Origin of the sequence: Solimonas sp. SE-A11 (genome assembly GCF_030345715.1) — a bacterium.
Classification (GTDB): Bacteria; Pseudomonadota; Gammaproteobacteria; order Nevskiales; family Nevskiaceae; genus Solimonas_A.
Genome location: NZ_JAUASX010000017.1, coordinates 58941 through 76825, shown reverse-complemented (window position 1 = coordinate 76825; position 17885 = coordinate 58941). Strand labels below are relative to the sequence as shown.

General features: G+C 68.0%; 17 protein-coding genes. 11 read left to right on the top strand and 6 right to left on the bottom strand.

The genetic code is table 11. From position 1 onward, the window contains the following. Nucleotides 1-59 precede the first annotated feature (59 nt). The 5 genes from QT386_RS17770 to QT386_RS17750 all read left to right on the top strand — a co-directional run bounded on the left by QT386_RS17770 (nucleotide 60) and on the right by QT386_RS17750 (nucleotide 6447). A complete protein-coding gene (locus tag QT386_RS17770) occupies nucleotides 60-386 on the top strand; it encodes a helix-turn-helix domain-containing protein (protein WP_289275086.1) in 327 nt (108 codons plus the stop codon). Nucleotides 387-479: 93 nt separating this feature from the next. Continuing rightward, nucleotides 480-2387, top strand: a complete 1908-nt coding sequence (locus QT386_RS17765) for an amidohydrolase family protein (RefSeq protein ID WP_289275085.1) — start codon at nucleotides 480-482, stop codon at nucleotides 2385-2387. Nucleotides 2388-2490: 103 nt separating this feature from the next. Next, entirely contained in the window at nucleotides 2491-3333 is an 843-nt protein-coding gene (locus QT386_RS17760; protein WP_289275084.1) for an HDOD domain-containing protein, read from the top strand. 272 nt (nucleotides 3334-3605) lie between these two features. Next, a complete protein-coding gene (locus QT386_RS17755; protein ID WP_289275083.1) occupies nucleotides 3606-4574 on the top strand; it encodes a PHB depolymerase family esterase in 969 nt (322 codons plus the stop codon). A 76-nt stretch (nucleotides 4575-4650) separates the two neighbouring features. After that, nucleotides 4651-6447: an amidase family protein gene (locus tag QT386_RS17750; RefSeq protein ID WP_289275082.1), complete on the top strand. Its 1797-nt coding sequence runs from the start codon at nucleotides 4651-4653 to the stop codon at nucleotides 6445-6447. A gap of 9 nt (nucleotides 6448-6456) precedes the next feature. Here QT386_RS17750 and QT386_RS17745 read toward each other — a convergent pair whose 3' ends face one another. Together QT386_RS17745 and QT386_RS17740 are read right to left on the bottom strand one after the other, a co-directional pair. Continuing rightward, entirely contained in the window at nucleotides 6457-7281 is an 825-nt protein-coding gene (locus QT386_RS17745; RefSeq protein ID WP_289275081.1) for a DUF3592 domain-containing protein, read from the bottom strand. Between the two features lie 63 nt (nucleotides 7282-7344). Next, nucleotides 7345-7878: a DUF1415 domain-containing protein gene (locus QT386_RS17740; RefSeq protein ID WP_289275080.1), complete on the bottom strand. Its 534-nt coding sequence runs from the start codon at nucleotides 7876-7878 to the stop codon at nucleotides 7345-7347. Between the two features lie 87 nt (nucleotides 7879-7965). Here QT386_RS17740 and QT386_RS17735 point away from each other — a divergent pair, with 87 nt between their 5' ends. Next, nucleotides 7966-8823 (top strand): PA4780 family RIO1-like protein kinase, encoded by an 858-nt coding sequence (locus tag QT386_RS17735; RefSeq protein ID WP_289275079.1) that lies wholly within the window; start codon nucleotides 7966-7968, stop codon nucleotides 8821-8823. Nucleotides 8824-8854: 31 nt separating this feature from the next. On the opposite strand, the gene QT386_RS17730 is transcribed toward QT386_RS17735, so the two are convergent. Then, nucleotides 8855-9196, bottom strand: coding sequence for a hypothetical protein (locus tag QT386_RS17730; RefSeq protein ID WP_289275078.1), 342 nt, complete (start codon nucleotides 9194-9196; stop codon nucleotides 8855-8857). Nucleotides 9197-9385: 189 nt separating this feature from the next. Here QT386_RS17730 and QT386_RS17725 point away from each other — a divergent pair, with 189 nt between their 5' ends. From QT386_RS17725 to QT386_RS17715, 3 genes are all read left to right on the top strand, one after another. Continuing rightward, entirely contained in the window at nucleotides 9386-10687 is a 1302-nt protein-coding gene (locus QT386_RS17725; RefSeq protein ID WP_289275077.1) for a hypothetical protein, read from the top strand. Nucleotides 10688-10693: 6 nt separating this feature from the next. Then, nucleotides 10694-11866, top strand: coding sequence for a dipeptidase (locus tag QT386_RS17720; RefSeq protein WP_289275076.1), 1173 nt, complete (start codon nucleotides 10694-10696; stop codon nucleotides 11864-11866). A gap of 123 nt (nucleotides 11867-11989) precedes the next feature. Continuing rightward, complete coding sequence (locus QT386_RS17715; protein ID WP_289275075.1) at nucleotides 11990-13381, top strand: cytochrome P450; 1392 nt, start codon at nucleotides 11990-11992, stop codon at nucleotides 13379-13381. A gap of 4 nt (nucleotides 13382-13385) precedes the next feature. On the opposite strand, the gene QT386_RS17710 is transcribed toward QT386_RS17715, so the two are convergent. The 3 genes from QT386_RS17710 to QT386_RS17700 all read right to left on the bottom strand — a co-directional run bounded on the left by QT386_RS17710 (nucleotide 13386) and on the right by QT386_RS17700 (nucleotide 15177). Beyond that, the gene (locus QT386_RS17710) at nucleotides 13386-14291 is read right to left on the bottom strand and encodes an NAD(P)-dependent oxidoreductase (RefSeq protein ID WP_289275074.1); all 906 of its coding nucleotides are present in this window, start codon (nucleotides 14289-14291) and stop codon (nucleotides 13386-13388) included. 10 nt (nucleotides 14292-14301) lie between these two features. Further along, the gene (locus QT386_RS17705) at nucleotides 14302-14718 is read right to left on the bottom strand and encodes a nuclear transport factor 2 family protein (protein WP_289275073.1); all 417 of its coding nucleotides are present in this window, start codon (nucleotides 14716-14718) and stop codon (nucleotides 14302-14304) included. A gap of 78 nt (nucleotides 14719-14796) precedes the next feature. Then, nucleotides 14797-15177 carry a hypothetical protein gene (locus QT386_RS17700; RefSeq protein ID WP_289275072.1) on the bottom strand — a complete coding sequence of 127 codons (381 nt, stop codon included), beginning with the start codon at nucleotides 15175-15177 and terminating at the stop codon, nucleotides 14797-14799. 170 nt (nucleotides 15178-15347) lie between these two features. Here QT386_RS17700 and QT386_RS17695 point away from each other — a divergent pair, with 170 nt between their 5' ends. Beyond that, the gene (locus QT386_RS17695; RefSeq protein WP_289275071.1) at nucleotides 15348-16973 is read left to right on the top strand and encodes an NAD(P)/FAD-dependent oxidoreductase; all 1626 of its coding nucleotides are present in this window, start codon (nucleotides 15348-15350) and stop codon (nucleotides 16971-16973) included. A 7-nt stretch (nucleotides 16974-16980) separates the two neighbouring features. After that, nucleotides 16981-17874: a putative RNA methyltransferase gene (locus QT386_RS17690; RefSeq protein ID WP_289275070.1), complete on the top strand. Its 894-nt coding sequence runs from the start codon at nucleotides 16981-16983 to the stop codon at nucleotides 17872-17874. Nucleotides 17875-17885 lie beyond the last annotated feature (11 nt).

Sequence of the window (17885 nt, the reverse complement as noted above, 5' to 3'; positions counted from 1 at the left end):
GGACTTCTCCGGGATGCTACGATAATCGAAGCATATTGCTTCTGAATTCGTAGCGCAACATGACCCTCATCGACCATCCCGTCCGCGGCTCGGCGTCCGGCCGCCCCATCATGGCCCTGCTGGACCTGCTCGGCCGGCGCTGGACCCTGCGGGTGGTCTGGGAGCTGCGTGACGGCGCCATGTCCTTCCGCGCCCTGCAGGCCGCCTGTTCGGGCATGTCGCCTTCGGTACTCAACCAGCGCCTGGCGGAACTGCGCGAGGCGCTGATCGTGGAGGCGGGCGAGGGCGGCTATGCCCTGAGTGCCCGCGGCCGCGAGCTGTTGGCGCTGTTCGGGCCGCTGCAACGCTGGTCGGAGGAATGGGCGCTAGCGCTGCGCGACGGGTGAATCCCCTACTCGCATGAGAGGCGAATTTCCCATCCGCCACTGTGAAAGTCCTGCTTATGATCCCGGTCGAAAGAATCCGGCAGGAGTGGGTACATGGATGGCGGCGGGATGCGGTGGGATGTGCTGTTCCGGAATGCACTGGTGTTCGACGGCAGCGGCGCCAAGCCGCAGCTGCAGGACGTGGCGGTGCGCGACGGCAGCATCGCCGCGATCGGCAGCGGGCTGCCGGAACAGCAGGCCGCCGAGACCGTGGACGTGGCTGGCCGCTGGCTGATGCCGGGCCTGCTCGACATCCACACGCATTTCGATCTCGAGGTGGAGCTGGAACCGGGTCTGCCCGAAGCGGTGCGCCACGGCACCACCACCGTGGTGGTGGCCAACTGCAGCCTGGGCCTGGCCTACGGCGCGCTGCGCCGCGACGGCACCGATCCCATCGTCGACTGCTTCGCCCGCGTGGAGAACGTGCCTAAGCACGTGCTGCGCAAGGTCGGCGACCGCGTGAACTGGAACGACTCCAAGGCCTACCTGGACCACTTCAGCGACCTGCCGCTGGCGCCCAACATCGTGCCGATGATCCCGCACTCGATGCTGCGCATCGAGGTCATGGGCCTGCAGGACAGCATCAGCCGTGAACCCACCGCGAATGAACTGGCGCGCATGGGCGAGCTGGTGGAGAAGGCCCTGCGTGAAGGCTACGTCGGCTTCTCCACCGACGCGCTGCCGTTCCACTTCCTGGCCAACCAGCCCAACACGCAGAAGCAGATTCCCACGCAGTTCGCGCGCTACGGCGAGCTGAAGTTCCTCACCAACCTCGTGCGCCGCTGGGGCCGCGTCTGGCAGGCCACGCCGCCCAAGGACAGCAAGATCGGCGTATTCCGCAACTTCCTGCTGACCTCGGGCCGCCTGTTCGGCCGCCCGCTGAAGGTGACCGCGGTGGCGGCCATCGACATCGTCACCAACAAGTCGCTGCTGCGCATGGGCCTGCTGCTGTCGCGCATGCTCAACTCGCGCTTCCTCAACGGCCACTTCCGCTTCCAGGCGCTGGCGGCACCGTTCAAGCTCTGGAGCGACGGCGTGATCACGCCGATCGCCGAGGAGATTCCCGTGCTGCGTCGCCTCAACGAGCGTGACCTGGACGACCGCGAGGGCCGTCTGCAGATCATGTCCGACCCGGCCTGGCAGCAGGAATTCCGCCGCATGTGGACGCATGGCAAGACCGGCTTCAGCCTGGCGCGCCTCAAGCGCCGCCTGCGCATGGACGACAACGTGCTGACGCGCGAGCTGGCCGACATGCACATCGAGACCTGCCCGGTGCCGGAGTGGAGCGGCGAGAGCCTGCAGCAGGTCTACGAGCGCCTGCAGCGCTGGCAGGCCTCGGGCGAGGGTGCTCGCAGCGAGGCCGAGCGCGAGACCTTCGCCAGCTTCCCCAAGCCGGCCGGCGACGACTGTGATTTCCTGCTGCACCTGCTGCGCCGCTTCGACACCGCGCTGCGCTGGTGGACGGTGACGGCCAACCGCGATCGCGAGACCACCAAGGCCCTTCTGTTCAACCCCAAGCTGCTGCCCGGCTTCAACGACAGCGGCGCGCACCTGACCAACATGGCCTTCTACGACGGCAACCTGCGCATGCTGCAGTTCGCGCAGGAGGACGGGCTGGAGAAGGTGGCCTACGCGGTGCATCGCCTGACACAGGAGCCTGCCGAGTTCTTCGGGCTCAACGTGGGCACGCTCAAGCCCGGCGCACAAGCAGACATCGTCGTCATGGACCCCGAGGCGCTGCGCGCCTACGACTCCGACGCCGGCGTGCGCTACATCTGGCGCGACATCTTCCAGGCCAACCAGCTGGTCAACCGCTCCGACGGCGTGGTCAGCCACGTGATGATCGCCGGGCGCATGGCCTGGCGCGACGGTACCTACACCGAGCTTCACGGCCGCCAGCGCCTGGGCCGGGTGCTGCTGGACCGCGAGCATGAGGCGCAGGCGGCTGCCGTTACGGCCTGAGGCTCCACTGATCGTCACAATGTGACCGGCCGCACACGCGGGCCTCAAGCCTTGCGTGTGCGTGCCGATAAGCGGGCGACCCCTGGCAACCGGAGCCCGCCCCATGTCCGCCGAAGACCGTTTCTACCGCAGCGTCGTCGATGCACTCACGCACGATCGCCTGACGCTGCCGACGCTGCCTGAAGTCGCGCTGCGCATCAGCGACATGAGCCGGCGCGATGATGTCTCCGTCAATCTCCTGGCGGCGGAAATCGCCAAGGACCCGGCGATGGCCGTGCGCCTGCTGCGCGTAGCCAACAGCGCCATCGGGCAGGCCAATGGCCGGCGCATCGACAACCTCGCGCAGGCGGTGACGCGCCTGGGTTTGCAGATGACGCGCTTGCTGGTGACCGGCCTGGCGGTGGAGCACCTGTTCGTCTCCAAGTCTCCCTGGCTGCAGCAGCGGCTGCGGCGCAGCTGGGTGCGCAGCACCGAAGTGGCGGCGCTGGCGCAGGTGCTGGCCAAGCACTGCACCGTGCTCAAGCCCGAGATCGCGATGCTGGCCGGCCTGGTACATGAGATCGGGGTGCTGCCGATCCTGAAGCTGGCGGAGTCGCAGACGGAGCTCAGCGAGTCGCCAGCCGCCCTGGACTCAGTGCTGCGCCGGCTTTCCGCGCGTGTGGGTCGCCTGGTGCTGCAGGCCTGGAATTTCCCAGAGGCGCTGATCGACGTGCCTTACTACCAGGAGGACGTCTACCGCACCCACGACGGTCCCGCCGACTACCTGGACGTGGTGATCGTCTCGGTGCTGCAGCTGCAGGGCGCGCACGATCCGTCGCTGGCCCGTATCGACCGTCACGCCGTCTCCGCTTTCGCCCGGATCGACCTTTCGCCGGAGCTTTCGGTGCTGGAACTTGCCGATTACCTGGCTGAGTACGATGCCAATCGGTCAGGGCTTGCGGCATAGCGGGCAAGCGTGGCGCCGCCTGGCGCAAGGTGACGTGGTGGCGAAGGCCCCGGGTTTCCCCCGGGGCTTTCTCGTTCATTGGTCCCTGCTGCACCCAGGTCAGCTTCCTGCAGGGTGATCGCAGTGCCGCATTTGCCGGTCATCCGGCGGAGCCATACGTCAATCGGTCTTCGCTTGCGACTTGAGTGTAGGAAAGCGCTTACTGTGGCTGTAGGTTATCCACCGACTTCCGGTACAGATGATCTACTCGACAGGCACTGAGGAGAGTAGGGATGAAACTGGCAACCTGGGCAGGCGCGCTGATGGCACTGGCAATGAGCGCAACGGCGGCAGCCACCGACGGCAACTATACGGTGGGGCCCACCCTGGTGGCGCCGAAGAACATCGGTACCGTGGTGAAGATCCACGGCAACAACCTCGTGCTGGCCGCCAAGACCGCGGCCTTCGACGTGACCCTGGAGCACAACGGCCTGGTCCGCACCTTCACGGTGGTGCGCCCCGAGCCGGCGGTGGCGGGCGCGCCGCTGATGCTGGTGCTGCACGGCCGCGGCGGCAACGCCGAAGGCCACGCCACCATCACCAACCTCTCCAAGTCGGTTGCCGCCCAGGGTTACTGGGCCGTGCTGCCGCAGTACTACGACAACACCTGGGACGACAACCCGGGCCTGAATCCCGGCCTGGACGACGTCGGCTTCGCCGATCGCATCCTCGACATCATGCAGGAGGACTTCGGTCTCGACGCCAACCGCAGCTACGCCGCGGGCTTCTCCAACGGCGGCTTCATGACCGAGCGCCTGGCCTGTGAACTGTCGGACCGCATCGCCGCCTTTGCCTTCGTCTCCACCAGCATCACCCGCGGCCTCTACAACGCCTGTGCGCCGACCACGCCGCGCCCGGTGATGTTCGTGCACGGCACCACCGATCCCGTCGTGCCCTGGGCCGGCAACAGCGCCCTCGCGCTGCAGTCCGTGGACAGTGCGGTGGGCCTGTGGACCGCCAAGCTGGGCTGCGGCCTGAACCCGACCCAGCAGACACTGGACTCCACCAACGACGGCACCAGCATCGACCTGTTCCGCTACGGCTGCGGCAGCAAGGAAGTGCGCCTGTATCGTGTCAACAACGGTGGCCACACCTGGCCGGGCGGCACGCAGTACCTGCCGGTGAACCTGATCGGCAAGACCAGCACCGACATCCAGGCCACCGACGAGGTCTGGAACTTCGTGAAGAACTACCAGCGCTGATCCGCGTCTGCCGGCCCGGTCACGGGCCGGCACGACCTGTGCGAGGGATTCCGCGTCTCCCGACCGGAATCCCTTCGTGTTTTTTCGCCTGCTGTTCCCCGTCTGTGCGGCCACGCTGCTGTGTGCCTGCAATTCCTCCACGCCGTCTGCTCCAGCCCCCGTCGAACCCGCGCCCTTTGTGCTGGAGGAGGCGACCGTCGCCGACATCCACGAGGCCTTCGCCGGACGCCGGGTACTGGCCGACGGCTCGCGCCTGACTTGCGTGGCGCTGCATGACCTCTATGTCGCCCGCATCCTGGCCATCGATGATGTGCCCCAGGCTGGCGGACTGCCGGTGCAGGCCGTGCTGCGCATCAACCCGGCCGCCAGGGCCGAGGCCGTGGCGCTGGACGCGCTCTATGCGCAGGACCATGGCATCGGCAATCGTCCCCTGCATTGCGTGCCGATGCTGCTCAAGGACAACTACGACACCTACGATCATCCCTCCAGCTCGGGTTCGTATTCGATGCTGGGGCACCAGTCCTCCGTGGATGCCCATTCCGTGGCGGGGTTGCGCGCTGCCGGTGCACTGATCCTGGGCAAGGCCAACCAGGACGAATTCGCCTTCACGGTCGGCGGCACCAGCGGCCGCGGGCCGCTGACGCGAAACCCCTACGACACGCGCCAGGACCCGGGTGGCTCCAGTTCCGGCACCGGCGCGTCCATCGCGTCCAACTTCGCCGCCATCGGCACCGGCACCGACACCTGCATGTCGATCCGCTTCCCGTCGTCAGTCAATGGCCTGGCCGGCATCCGCCCCAGCGTAGGCCTGGTGTCGCAGCACGGCGTCTTTCCGCTGACGCACTCGCGTGATGCGCCGGGGCCGATGGCGCGCACGCTGCACGACGCCGTGCTGGCGCTCAACGCCATGGCCAGCCCGGACCTGCGCGACCCCAAGACGCTGGAGTACGAGAACGCCGCCTTCCCGCAGCGCCCTGCCGACTACACGCGCTTCCTGGATCGCGCGCACTACGGCCTCAAGGGCCGCAAGATCGGCTTCGTGCGTAGCTTCGGTGGGCTGGATGCGGCCGGCAGCGGCGAGCACCTGGCACTGATCGAGGCCGCCATCGCGCAGATGCGCACCATGGGCGCGGAGGTCTATGACGTGGAGTTCCCGGACTTCGTCTCGGTGGCGGCCTCGGCGATGCACTACGAGTGGAACGAGTACTTCCGCCAGTTCGAGGCCGAGAACGGCTACGCCGCGCCGCGGCGCTGCCTGACGGCATTGAACCCCGGCGACAACCACTGCTCGCTGCTGGCGGTGGACGGCATCCTGGAAACCGGCCTGATCAGCCCGGTGGCGCTGGTGGCGGTGGCGTCTTCCGCGCTGGAGGATTCGCGCCAGGGGCCGGACCCGGCCAAGCTGGAGCAGCACCGCCTGACGCGTGAGTACGTGCAGCAGCGCATGGATCACTACCCGCTGCCCGGCGGCGGTGAAGTGCGGCTGGATGCCCTGCTGATCCGCCCCGGCTCCAGCCCGCGCACCTGCGACTTCGGCTCCACCACGCAGAATCCCTCGGTGGTAGTGCCGGTGGGCATCACCGCGGACGGCGTCCCCAAAGGCATCGAAGTGCTGGCGCGCAAGTGGGACGAGCCCACGGCTATCGGCATCGCCTACGACTACGAGCAGGCCACGCATCACCGCCGCCCACCTGCGTTGCGCAGCGACCCGCTGCAGGGCACGCGCCTGTCGGCCGAGTTCAATCGCCTGCGCGAGGGCCTGCTGCTGCCGCTGCTGGACCAGGACCCCTGGGCCTTGCCGCTGGCGCAGTACCAGCAGGTAATCCGTGAGTACGTCAGCGGCTTTGCCGAGGTGCCGGGTGAAGAGCCGTGAGCCACACGGCTAGCCTTCGATCACGGAGTTCTCGCGTGCCGCGACATGCGCCGCCAGGCTGGGCAGCTCCACCCGGTAGCGCTGCGGCTTCTCGGGGTCGATGAACACCGGCAGTTGCTTCATGCGTCGCAGGCGCTGGGCATCCTCGGCCAGGGGTTCGCTTTCGTAGAAGTATTCGATGCCCGAGCGTGGGTCCTTCCACTTGGCGCTGACGATGTAGCGCAGGCCAAGCTCGCGCTGCACCATCGGGTCGAAGGGATCGCGCGGCTGGCCGTTGTGCAGCAGGTGGTGCTCGTCATCGGTGCTTTCCAGCGAGAAGCCGCCGACGCCGCGCGGCAGGCTGTGGAGGCTGATGTGCGGACGCAGGTCCGTCACCTCCGCCATCACCCGTGAGCCGCCCTTGGCCAGTCGTTGGCTACCCTTGTCGCAGCCACCACCCGACATGAACAGCAGCGGCAGCGCGAAGAAGCCGCCGAACACACCGAGGATCAGCGGGAACAGCCAGTTGTCGATGAAGATGTCCAGGCGCGCGTCCTGGAGCTGGGCGGGGTCGAACCAGACGCGGATACGGTCTCCCGAGCGGTAGTTCTTGTGCAGGTCCGAGCCGGCGCTCTCCACCTGCCGCATGACGCCGCCGCCGGTGTCGAACGAGACCACCAGGGCCGGCACGTCGCCGGTAACCGCCACCACCGTGCCCATGGCTTCCTGGGCGAACTGGCGGTCCCAGAGCGCGCGGCCCAGCAGCCAGGCGGCGCCGAGCAGGCAGGGCAGGGAAATGGCCAGCAGCACCAGCCGCATGCCGCGGTCCATCTGGGTGCCAAGGGGATGTCTCATCGCCGCCTCCCGGTGTCAGGCACGAGCATCGCGCCGCCGGGCCATGCGGTCAAAGGACCGCTGTCACAGACCGAACAACTCCCGCCGCTGTTCCGGCGTCAGCCCGCGCAGTCGGCGGATGTTGGCCTCGGGGATGCCGTCCACGTCCGGGTGTGCCTCCACCGCCGCCTCCACGCTGTCCTCGCGCAGCAGGTGCAGCATGGGGTAGGGCGAGCGGTTGCTCAGGTTTTCCGGGTCGTCAGGCTCGGTTCCGTCGAACTGGTACTGCGGATGGAAGCTGGCCACCTGGTAGGTGCCGTCCCACTCGAAGCTCTGCAGCAGCTCGTCGGCGCGGTCCAGGAAGTCGTTGTAGTCGAGGAAGTCCGCCAGCATCTGTGGCGCCACCACCAGTGTGGTCTCCAGTTGCGCGACAGGGGTCTCGTCCAGCCGCGCCAGTTCCAGCTGCAGGTCGGTCAGCAGGTCCAGCTCGGTGGTGGCGGCGCTGACGAACACGCGCACCCGTCCGCCCAGCACCGGGCGCGCGGCAAAGGGGCAAAGGTTGAGGCCGATCACGACCCGCTCCAGCCACTGGCGCACGGCGGCTTCGATCTCGTTCATGGGCGATGGGCCTCGTACAGGTGGTATGACGCACATTCTAAACGGCCCGGCCCCGGCTTTCCCCCGCCCGATCGTTCACAATGGCGCATGAAACCCCCAAAAGGCCTGCAGCCGCTGATCGACGACGGCATCGTCGACTCGGTATTGCGACAGCTCAAAAGCGGCAAGGAAGCCTCCGTCTTCCTGGTCTCCTGCGGCGGCAGTGTCCGCTGCGCCAAGGTCTACAAGGAGGCCGAGCACCGCGGCTTCCACAAGCTGGCCGAGTACCAGGAAGGCCGCCGTGCCCGCGGCAGCCGCGACGCCCGCGCCATGGGCAAGGGCAGCCGCCACGGCCGCCGGGAACAGGAGGCCGCCTGGAAGAACGCCGAGGTCGATGCCCTGTACCGGCTGGTCGCCGCAGGCGTGCGCGTGCCGCAGCCGCATGGCTACTACGAAGGCGTGCTACTCATGGAAGTGGTGCGCGGCGCCGATGGCGAGGTGGCGCCACGCCTCAACGATGTCTCGCCGGAGCCGGAGGAGGCACGCCAGTGGCATGCCTTCCTGATCCGACAGATCGTGCGCATGCTGTGCGCGGGGCTGATCCACGGCGACCTTTCCGAGTTCAACGTGCTGCTGGCCGAAGACGGCCCGGTGATCATCGACCTGCCGCAGGCGGTGGATGCCTCGGGCAACAACAACGCTTTCCGCATGCTGCGCCGTGACGTGGACAACATGACCGCCTACTGCGGACGCTTCGCGCCGGAGTTGCTCGACACCGAGTACGCTTTCGAAATCTGGAAGCTGTACCAGGACGCCGAGCTCAAGCCCGATACGCCGCTGACCGGGCGCTACGTGCACGATGAAACCGCCGCCGACGTCGACGGCGTGCTGGACCAGATCGCCGAGGCGCGGGCTGAAGCCGAGGCCCGGCAGCGTGGCCGCGAGGCGGCCGAGGCAGACGACTAGGGTCTGCTTACCCTGAACCGGAGCGACCGCCTCAGCGCGGCTGCGGTTCCGTGGGCGAGGGGAGCTGCGTCGCCGGCGGCGGCATCTGGCTGGGGTTGGCCATGGCGTCGTCCAGCTTGCGCCCCAGGGAGTTTGGCGAGGCCTTTTCCTTCTGGTCCAGGCAGCGCAGGTAGCGCTCGTGGTCGCGCTTGTAGCGTGCCAGGTCGGCTTCGTAACGCTCCATGCCCCACTTGTCGTGCTCGCTGAAGGGTTCGGCCGGCTTTTCGGCGTCGATGCAGGCCAGATCGGCCTTCTCGGTCTTCTTGCCGGCGGCAGCGATCAGGGGCAGGGCGAGCAGCAGGCAGGCGGCAGGGGTACGCAGGGACTGGAACATGTTTTTCTCCGGCCACGTCGGGGCCTGGGACGCGCAGCCTAACCCGGCGCGGCCGGTTCTGCAGGGCCGGGTACCCGTTCCGGCCCATGTGAAGTCCGGGGTCATGGCAAGGGTGCTAGCCCTGGCCCGCGCCCGATTAGACAGCCCTGTATGGATCGGTGAAGATCAAGAAGTCCGAGGAGACGAATCATGATCGCGAATGCGACGCCCGCCGGCCTGCGCCGGCTGATGGTACCCCTGTTGCTGGTGCTTGGCGCGTCCGCCGGAACGGCACAGGCCGCGACGCCGCTGGGTGCCCCGGTCACCATCACCACGCAGTCGGGTTACGGACATGCCGTGGCGCGTAGCGCCTCCGGCCGCTTCGTCGTCGCCTGGGACGAGGAGCGCGTCAGCGGCAGCGGGCTCTACTTGCGCATCTACGACACCAACGGCGTGCCGCAGGGTGCTCCCATCCTGGTGGACCCCGCGGGCGGCACCGGCCCCTGGGCGCCGGCGCTGGCCATGGATGCCACGGGCGGCTTCGTGGCGACCTGGTCCAGGCGGGTTCCCGGCAGCAACAAGCCGGACGCGAGCTTCAACTTCTACGCACAGCGATTCGCTGCCAATGGTGCACGCATCGGCAGCATCCAGCACGTAGCCCAGGGTGACGGCCACAATCTGGTTCCGACGGCGGTGGCCATGGGCGTGGACGGCAGCTATGTCGTCGCCTGGCAGACCCGGAACTACAGCGCGGACCTGCCGATTCCGCTCAGCACCATCCACACGGTGACCCTCAAAGTCATGGCTCGCCAGTACGGCAGCAACGGCCTGCCGCGCGGCCCCGCGATCGTCGTCGACAGCAGCGTGCCGGTCTTGCAGGGATTCGCCGGCTATCCCGGAAGTTTCGGCGTAGGTGTCGATGCCGCGGGTGGCTTCACCGTGGCCTTCGAGTCTTATGTGGGCGTTTCCAACTCCGTCCAGATGCGCCGCTACGGCCCCGATGGCAGCGCCCGGGGCCTACGCACCCGGGTGTCGCAGTTGGCCTCGTTCTGGGGTAACCAGCCCAACCTGCTGGTGAACGCCGACGGCAGCTCGGTGATCGCCTGGACCGGCTGCAAGCAGGCCGGCCAGGAGGGTTGCGAGTCCTACTTCCAGCGCTTCGACGCCGAGGGACGCAAGCAGGGCGCCATCACCCAGATCATCAATCCCGGCCCCGGCACCGCGCCCTCCTTTCCCCGGTTGACGGGCGGCCCCAACGGCGCCTTCATGGCGCTATGGGTGGTGCGCCAGGCCGGCGTGTTCAAAAACTATGGGCAGGCCTATACCTCGACAGGTGTGGCCGACGGCGTGGTGTTCATGGTCGAGCCGGATCTGCAGCAGCGGGAAGATTCCGCCGTTCTGGCCAGCGATGCCAACGGCAATTTCGTGGTGAGCTTGCGCAACTTCGATTTCGATGCCAACAGCGGCCAGTACAGCTCCCCATTGAAGATCCGCCGCTTCCTGCGGCAGTAAGCCACCATGACGCGCAAGCACCGCGGCGTCGGGTTCTTCCTGCTCGCGCTGATCGTGCTGCTGGTGGCGGTCAGGCTGGCGGTGCCCGCGCAGGTGGAGCGCGGCATGAACCGGGTGCTGCAAGGGCCGCCCTACAGCGCCTCGCCGGAGGCGCAGGCGCTGCACGCGCGCCTGGCGGTGGCGGACCTGCATGCCGACCCACTGCTCTGGGGGCGAGACCTGCTGCTGCGCAGCTCGCGCGGCCAGACCGACATCCCGCGCCTGGCCGAGGGCGGCGTGGCGCTGCAGGTCTTCGCCGTGGTCAGCAAGACGCCGCGCGGCCTCAACATCGAGCACAACGACGACAGCACCGACAACATCCTGCCGCTGGCCATCGTGCAGGGCTGGCCGCCGCGCACCTGGGGCAGCCTCAAGCAGCGAGCGCTGTACCAGGCCCAGCGCCTGCACGACATGGCGGCACGTTCGCAGGGCCGCTTCAGCGTGGTCGGCACCCAGGCCGAGCTGCGTGGCTTCCTGGAACGCCGTGCCCAGCAGCCCGGGCAGGTCGCCGGTGTCCTGGCGATCGAAGGCGCACAGGTGCTGGAGGGCGATCCGGCCAATGTCGATGCCCTGTTCGACGCGGGCTTTCGCATGATGTCGCCCACGCATTTCTTCGACGACGAGATGGCCGGCTCGGCACATGGCGTGAACAAGGGCGGCCTCACCGAAAAGGGCCGCGATATGATCCGGCGCATGGAACAGCGCCGCATGATCGTGGACCTGGCGCATGCCTCGCCCAAGACCATCGACGAGGTGCTGGCCATGGCCACGCGCCCGGTGGTGGTGTCGCATGGTGGTGTAAAGGGCACCTGCGACAACCGCCGCAACCTCAGCGACGATCAACTGCGCCGCATTGCCGCCAACGGTGGCCTGGTCGGCATCGGCTACTGGGAGACCGCCATCTGCGGCAACGACGCCGCGGCCGTGGCACGCGCTATTCGCCACGTGGTCCGGACCATCGGCCTGCAGCACGTCGCCCTGGGCTCGGACTTCGACGGCGCGGTGCCCGTGCCCTTCGACGCCACCGGCTTGGTGCTGGTGACACAGGCCCTGATGGACGCTGGCTTCAGCGAGCCCGAAATCACCCGCATCATGGGTGGCAACCAGCTGGATTTCCTGGCAAAAAATCTGCCGGAGTAGCGTTGCCGGCAGAGCGACTGATTCGTAATCAGTAGGTCCGCGGCAGATACCCCCCAAAAGGGCGATGTGGCGGCGGGGTGGCCTGATCAGACTGGGTAATCGCTCCAGCCAGCAGGCACGACCATGTCCACGCCCGAAGCCGCCGTCTCCCTCGCCGATGCCACACCGCCGCCGATGGTGCGTGGCCTGCCGCTGATCGGCAGCACGCTGGAAATGGCGGCGGACCCGGCGCGCTTCTTCGTGAAGTGCTACAAGGAATACGGCTCCGCCTTCCGCGTCAACGTCTTCGGCAACCACCTCACGGTGATCGCCGGTGCCGAGGCGGCCAACTTCATGGGCACGCGCGAGGGCAAGGACTGCCTGCGTTCACGCGAAGCCTGGGAGCCGCTGGTCAAGGAATTTGGCGCCTCCAAGATGCTGTCCGCCACCGACGGCGAGCTGCACAAGCAGCTGCGCGCCATCATGAAGCGCGGCTTCTCCAAGGAGTCGATCAAGGGCCGCTACCAGGAGGTCCTGGACATCACCGCCAACAGCCTGGACCGCGACTGGAAGGTCGGCTCCATGGTGCCCGTGGTGGAGGCCATGCAGTACCTGGTGGTGGACCAGCTCGGCATGGTGCTCACCGGCAAGACGCCGCGCGAGTACGTCAAGGACATCCGCACCACGATCCTCTACATCCTCAACGTGCTGGTCACTCGCCAGCGCCCGCAGTTCATGATGAAATTCCCGGAGTACAAGCGCGCCAAGGCCCGCATGTTCGAACTGGGCCGGCAGATGATCGCGGACTACCGCGCCAAGAAGAGCCCCACGCCGGAGGAGTACAAGACCCTCATCGACGACGTGATGGACGCCCACGCGCGAGACCCGGAGCTGGTGCCGGAAGGCGACCTGATCATGCTGATGACCGGCCCCTACGTGGCGGGCCTGGACACGGTGGCCAACACGACTTCCGCCATCGTCTACACCGTGCTCAAGCACCCCGGCGTGCTGCCGCGCATCCAGGCGGAGGTGGATGCGTTCTTCGCCAAGGGGCCGGTGAACGAGGACGAGTTCATGAAGAGCCTTCCGCTGCTGAACGGCGCCATCATGGAAACCATGCGCTTGTTCCCGATCGCCGTGGCGCAGATCCGCACCGCCAACAAGGACTTCGTCTTCGGCGGGCACCGCATCAACGAGGGTGAGCTGATCTACCTGGGTACCGCCGTGCCGCACTACCAGGACCAGTTCTACCCGGACGCCGAGAAGTTCGACATCGAGCGCTACACCAAGGAGCGCGCCGAGCACATGCAGGTGGGCGCCTACTCGCCCTACGGCCGTGGCCACCACACCTGCCTGGGCAAGAGCCTGGCCGAGGTCCTGCTGGCCATGAGCATGGCGCAGTTGTTCCATCGCTTTGACCTGGAACTGTCGAGCCCGGACTACGTGCTGAAGACCAAGACCGCACCGACGCCGGGCCCGGCGATGAGCTTCAAGGTGCGGGTGAAGGGGCGGAGGAAGGCTTCGCTGCCAGCCTGAGGCTTCAGCGGTACCCCTCCACGATCTCGTGCAGCGTCCGCTTCACGTCATTGCGCCGATACCCCAGCAGCTTCGTCTCCGCCGCATCCGGCTCGTAGTAGATCGTGCCGCCGCGCCCCGCGTATAGCACCATGTCCGGCAGCATTGGGTGCTCCTGGTCGATCAGAGGCAGCGGCTCGCCGTGGCCGGCGGCGCGGAAGAACTCGCCGAAGTAGTCCTGGAAGCTCAGGTTCTCGTCCCCTACCAGGTAGGCCTTGCCGTTATCGCCGCGGAGCAGCGCGTTGGCCACGGCCACCGACAGGCTGGTGGTGGAGATGAAATTCACGCCGCCGGGCATCGCGAACACCGGCACCTGCGGGATACGGCCCAGGGCGTACGCGGCATGCGCGGCCAGCGCCGGCACCACGAGTCCCGGGATGTGGCCGACCACGAAGGGCGCATTGACGCTGCAGACGTGGAAGCGGTCGCTGGCCAGGGCGCGGGCGCCATCGCAGGCCAGCTTGCGGCCGCGGACGTAGCTGATCTGCTCCACCAGTTCCGGGCGTGCCTGCGGGTAGAAGCTGCCGATATGCACCGCGCGCCGGATGCCGGCCTTGCGGGCGCGCTCGAAGTAGCGTGGCACCCCTTCCACGTTGGCGCGTTGCCAGTGTGCGGATTCGTCGGTGCCGGGCGGCAGGTGGCGGATGTCGTTGCCGGCGGCGAAGACCATGGCGTCGAAGCCGGCCAGTTCCCGGTCGTCGCCCTCGGCGAGATAGTCGATGGCAACGAAGGGCAGCTTCGACAGCGGCGAGCCCTCCGCCACTGTCGCCGGCTTGCGTGCGGCGATGGTGACCTGGTGACCGAGGCTGGCGAGATGCAGGGCAGCGTGGCCGCCGATCAGGCCGGTGCCACCCAGGACGAGGATTTTCATGTGGTACTCCTCAAGTCGACGGCCGCTTCTGTCCACCGCAGAGGATGTCCGTCACCCGCTCGGTATCCATGTATTCCTTGAACTCCACGACCTTGCCGTCGCGGAAGCGCATCAGGAAGTGGTACTGGTTGGTGTAGACCTGCCCGGAGACGTGCGCGCCCTCGGACTCGGCCTCCACGGCCACGCGCTCACCCTCGGCTGTCATGGCCTTGATGGTGAAGCGGATGCCTTGGGGGAAGACCTGGTAGATGCCACCGGCGGCGGCCGCGATCTGGTCGCGGCTGTAGGTGCCCGAGATCAGCGTGTTGCCCATGGTCACGCAGCGGCCGTCTTCGGCATAGGCCGCGATCAGCGCGGGTACGTCGCCGCGGTTGAGGATGTCGAAGAAGGCTTGCGCCGCCTGCTTGTTGCGCTGCTCAATGCTCATGGCTCCTCCGGGGTTCTTTCCGAGAGCCAAGACTGCGGTTCGCTCCGGGGTGGCGCACCCCCGGAACGGACTAGACGTTCAGGGCTGCCGGGTACGGTTGACCGTAACGGAGGCGGCCTCGGGCGTGGCCTGGCGCAGGGTGAAGTGATAAGGGCCCTGCTGCTTCGCGGGGGAGCTGCCGGTGGCCAGGCGCAGCTTCACGGCCTTGTCGCCGACGAAGCCGCCGCGCAGTTGCAGGATCGGCGCCAGCTCGCCGGCCCAGACGCATTGCATGCCCTGGCGGCAGCGGGAGTCCTCCACGCGCTCCAGTTCCAGGCTCAGGCCGTCGTCGAAGCGCACGGTCTGGCCCACGCTGAGGGTCTGGGTGCTGCCGAAGGCGGCCGGGGGGACTTCCGGCTGGTGGGCGCAACCGGCGAGGGCCAGCAGCAGGGCGGGGAGCAGGGCGTTGCGAAGGTTCACGAGACGGCACCGGTCAGAAGGGATTCTTACGGGAAAATAGCAGTCCCGGGTCCCGGAGTCGCCCCTGAGGCCTTTCCGGGCACCCCGGCTCCCGGCCCACGCGGCAATCATGGGACAATGCGCGCCACAGGCCGGCCCGTTCCCGAACCGCCCACCGAACCCGATCCCCGATGTTAAGACTCACCGAACTCTCGCTGCCGATCGAGCATCCGCCGGAGGCCCTGGCCCCGGCCATCCAGAAGCGCCTGCGCCTGCCGGACGGCGCCTTGCTGGGCTTCACGGTGTTCAAGCGCAGCTATGACGCCCGCAAGAAGTCGGAGCTGAACTTCGTCTATACGCTGGACTGCGAGCTGCGCGACGAGGCTGCGATCCTGGCCAAGTTCAAGGGTGACCGTAACGTCGGCCCGGCGCCGGATACCTCCTACAAGCTGGTGGCCAGCGCCCCGACGAGGCACGCCAACCGCCCGCTGGTGATCGGCTTCGGCCCCTGCGGCCTCTTCGCGGCCCTGGCCCTGGCCCAGATGGGGTTCCGACCCATCGTGCTGGAGCGCGGCAAGCCGGTGCGCCAGCGCACCCAGGACACCTGGGGCCTTTGGCGCGGCAGCGTGCTCAACCCGGCCTCCAACGTGCAGTTCGGCGAGGGTGGGGCGGGCCTGTTCAGCGACGGCAAGCTCTACAGCCAGGTCAAGGATCCGAAGTTCCACGGCCGCAAGGTGCTGCAGGAGTTCGTGAAGGCTGGCGCGCCGGAAGAGATTCTCTACGTCAGCAAGCCGCATATCGGCACCTTCCGCCTCACCGGCGTGGTCACCCGCATGCGCGAGGAGATCGAGTCCCTGGGGGGCGAGGTGCGCTTCGAGCAGCAGGTCACCGACCTGATCGTGGAAGACGGCCACCTGCGCGGCGTGACCCTGGCCGGTGGTGAGACCCTGCGGGCCGATCATGTGATCCTGGCGCTGGGCCATAGCGCCCGCGAGACCTTCCGGATGCTGGAAGCGCGCAAGGTCTTCATGGAAGCCAAGCCGTTCTCGGTGGGCTTCCGCATCGAGCATCCGCAATCGATCATCGACCGCGCGCGCCTGGGCCGCTATGCCGGGCACCCGCTGCTGGGCGCGGCCGACTACAAGCTGGTGCACCACGCCGCCAACGGCCGCTCGGTCTACAGTTTCTGCATGTGCCCCGGAGGCACCGTGGTGGCGGCCACCTCGGAGCCCAACCGCGTGGTCACCAACGGCATGAGCCAGTACTCGCGCAACGAGCGTAATGCCAACGCCGGCATCGTCGTCGGCATTTCGCCGGAGGATTACCCGGGCGGCGTGGCCGCCGGCCCGTTGGCGGGCATCGCGCTGCAGGAAGAGCTGGAGTCGCGGGCCTATGTGCTGGGCGGCAGCAACTACCAGGCCCCCGCGCAGCTGGTGGGCGACTTCATCGCCGGCAAGCCCTCGACTGCGCTGGGCGCCGTCGAGCCCAGCTACAAGCCGGGCGTGCTGCTGGGCGACCTCGCCCCGTCGCTGCCGGAGTACGCCATCAGCGCGATCCGCGAGGCGCTGCCGGCCTTCGACAAGCAGATCAAGGGTTTTGCCATGCCCGACGCGGTGCTCACCGGCGTGGAAACCCGTACCTCCTCGCCGCTGCGGATCACTCGCGGCGAGGACTACCAGAGCCTCAACACCCGCGGCCTGTATCCGGCGGGCGAGGGCGCCGGCTATGCCGGCGGCATCATGTCCGCCGGCATCGACGGCCTGCGCGTGGCCGAGGCGCTGGCCCTGAGCCTGCTGTCGAAGCCGGTCGCGGCCTGAGCGCGGCATGGCCGTGATCCTGTGCCCGCTGTGCCGGCAACCGCTGCGGCGGGAGGAGAAGACCTGGCGCTGCTCGCGTGAGCACAGTTTCGACGTCGCCCGCGAGGGCTACGTGAACCTGCTGCCGGTGCAGCAGAAGAACAGCCGCGATCCCGGCGATGATCCGCAGATGGTGATGGCGCGCCGCGAGTTCCTGCAGGCCGGGCACTACCAGCCGCTGCGCGACGCCCTGCTGGCGCTGGCCGCGCCGCTGCAGCCCCGGAGTCTGCTCGACATCGGCTGTGGCGAGGGTTACTACACCGGCGCGCTGGCAGAGGTGTCGGCGCAGGTCACCGGTCTCGATATCGCGCGGCCCGCGATCCGTGTTGCCGCCAAGCGCTACCCCGGCGTGACCTGGCTGGTCGGCAGCGGCGCCCACCTGCCCATCGCCGACGGCAGCGTGGACCTGGTCTGCAACATCTTCACGCAGATGCACCTGGCCGAGATGCACCGGGTGCTGCGGCCCGAGGGCCACGTGCTGGTGGTGACGCCGGCCGCCGGGCATCTGAAGAGCCTGCGCGAGCAACTGTTCGACGAGGTGCACCCCTATGATCCGGGCAAGTTCCTGGCCCCTTTCGCGGCGCAGTTCGAGTTGCAGTCGCGGCAGGAAGTGCAGTTTGCGCTGGACCTGGTGCAGCCCGCCCTGGGCCATCTGCTGCGGATGACGCCCTACGCCTGGAAGGCCAAACCCGAGCGCCGGGCCGCCCTGGAGGCCCGTCAGGACCTGGAGACGGAGGCGGCCTTCTCGCTGCTGCTGTTCCGCCGCCGCCCCGGCGAGCCTGCCGCGGAGGCCGGGCTGGACCCGCCCGCGCCGCGCCCCTGGCCGGGCCGCAGCGGTAGCAAGGACGACGCGGAGTCCTGACATAATCGGGT

Excerpts from the sequence above, each read along its gene's own strand:
- QT386_RS17760 (WP_289275084.1), top strand. The coding sequence starts at position 2,491 with ATGTCCGCCGAAGACCGTTTCTACCGCAGCGTCGTCGATGCACTCACG.
- QT386_RS17690 (WP_289275070.1), top strand. The coding sequence starts at position 16,981 with ATGGCCGTGATCCTGTGCCCGCTGTGCCGGCAACCGCTGCGGCGGGAG.
- QT386_RS17710 (WP_289275074.1), bottom strand. The coding sequence starts at position 14,291 with ATGAAAATCCTCGTCCTGGGTGGCACCGGCCTGATCGGCGGCCACGCT.
- QT386_RS17730 (WP_289275078.1), bottom strand. The coding sequence starts at position 9,196 with ATGTTCCAGTCCCTGCGTACCCCTGCCGCCTGCCTGCTGCTCGCCCTG.
- QT386_RS17745 (WP_289275081.1), bottom strand. The coding sequence starts at position 7,281 with ATGAGACATCCCCTTGGCACCCAGATGGACCGCGGCATGCGGCTGGTG.
- QT386_RS17705 (WP_289275073.1), bottom strand. The coding sequence starts at position 14,718 with ATGAGCATTGAGCAGCGCAACAAGCAGGCGGCGCAAGCCTTCTTCGAC.
- QT386_RS17720 (WP_289275076.1), top strand. The coding sequence starts at position 10,694 with ATGACGCGCAAGCACCGCGGCGTCGGGTTCTTCCTGCTCGCGCTGATC.
- QT386_RS17735 (WP_289275079.1), top strand. The coding sequence starts at position 7,966 with ATGAAACCCCCAAAAGGCCTGCAGCCGCTGATCGACGACGGCATCGTC.
- QT386_RS17715 (WP_289275075.1), top strand. The coding sequence starts at position 11,990 with ATGTCCACGCCCGAAGCCGCCGTCTCCCTCGCCGATGCCACACCGCCG.
- QT386_RS17755 (WP_289275083.1), top strand. The coding sequence starts at position 3,606 with ATGAAACTGGCAACCTGGGCAGGCGCGCTGATGGCACTGGCAATGAGC.
- QT386_RS17725 (WP_289275077.1), top strand. The coding sequence starts at position 9,386 with ATGATCGCGAATGCGACGCCCGCCGGCCTGCGCCGGCTGATGGTACCC.
- QT386_RS17695 (WP_289275071.1), top strand. The coding sequence starts at position 15,348 with ATGTTAAGACTCACCGAACTCTCGCTGCCGATCGAGCATCCGCCGGAG.
- QT386_RS17770 (WP_289275086.1), top strand. The coding sequence starts at position 60 with ATGACCCTCATCGACCATCCCGTCCGCGGCTCGGCGTCCGGCCGCCCC.
- QT386_RS17765 (WP_289275085.1), top strand. The coding sequence starts at position 480 with ATGGATGGCGGCGGGATGCGGTGGGATGTGCTGTTCCGGAATGCACTG.
- QT386_RS17740 (WP_289275080.1), bottom strand. The coding sequence starts at position 7,878 with ATGAACGAGATCGAAGCCGCCGTGCGCCAGTGGCTGGAGCGGGTCGTG.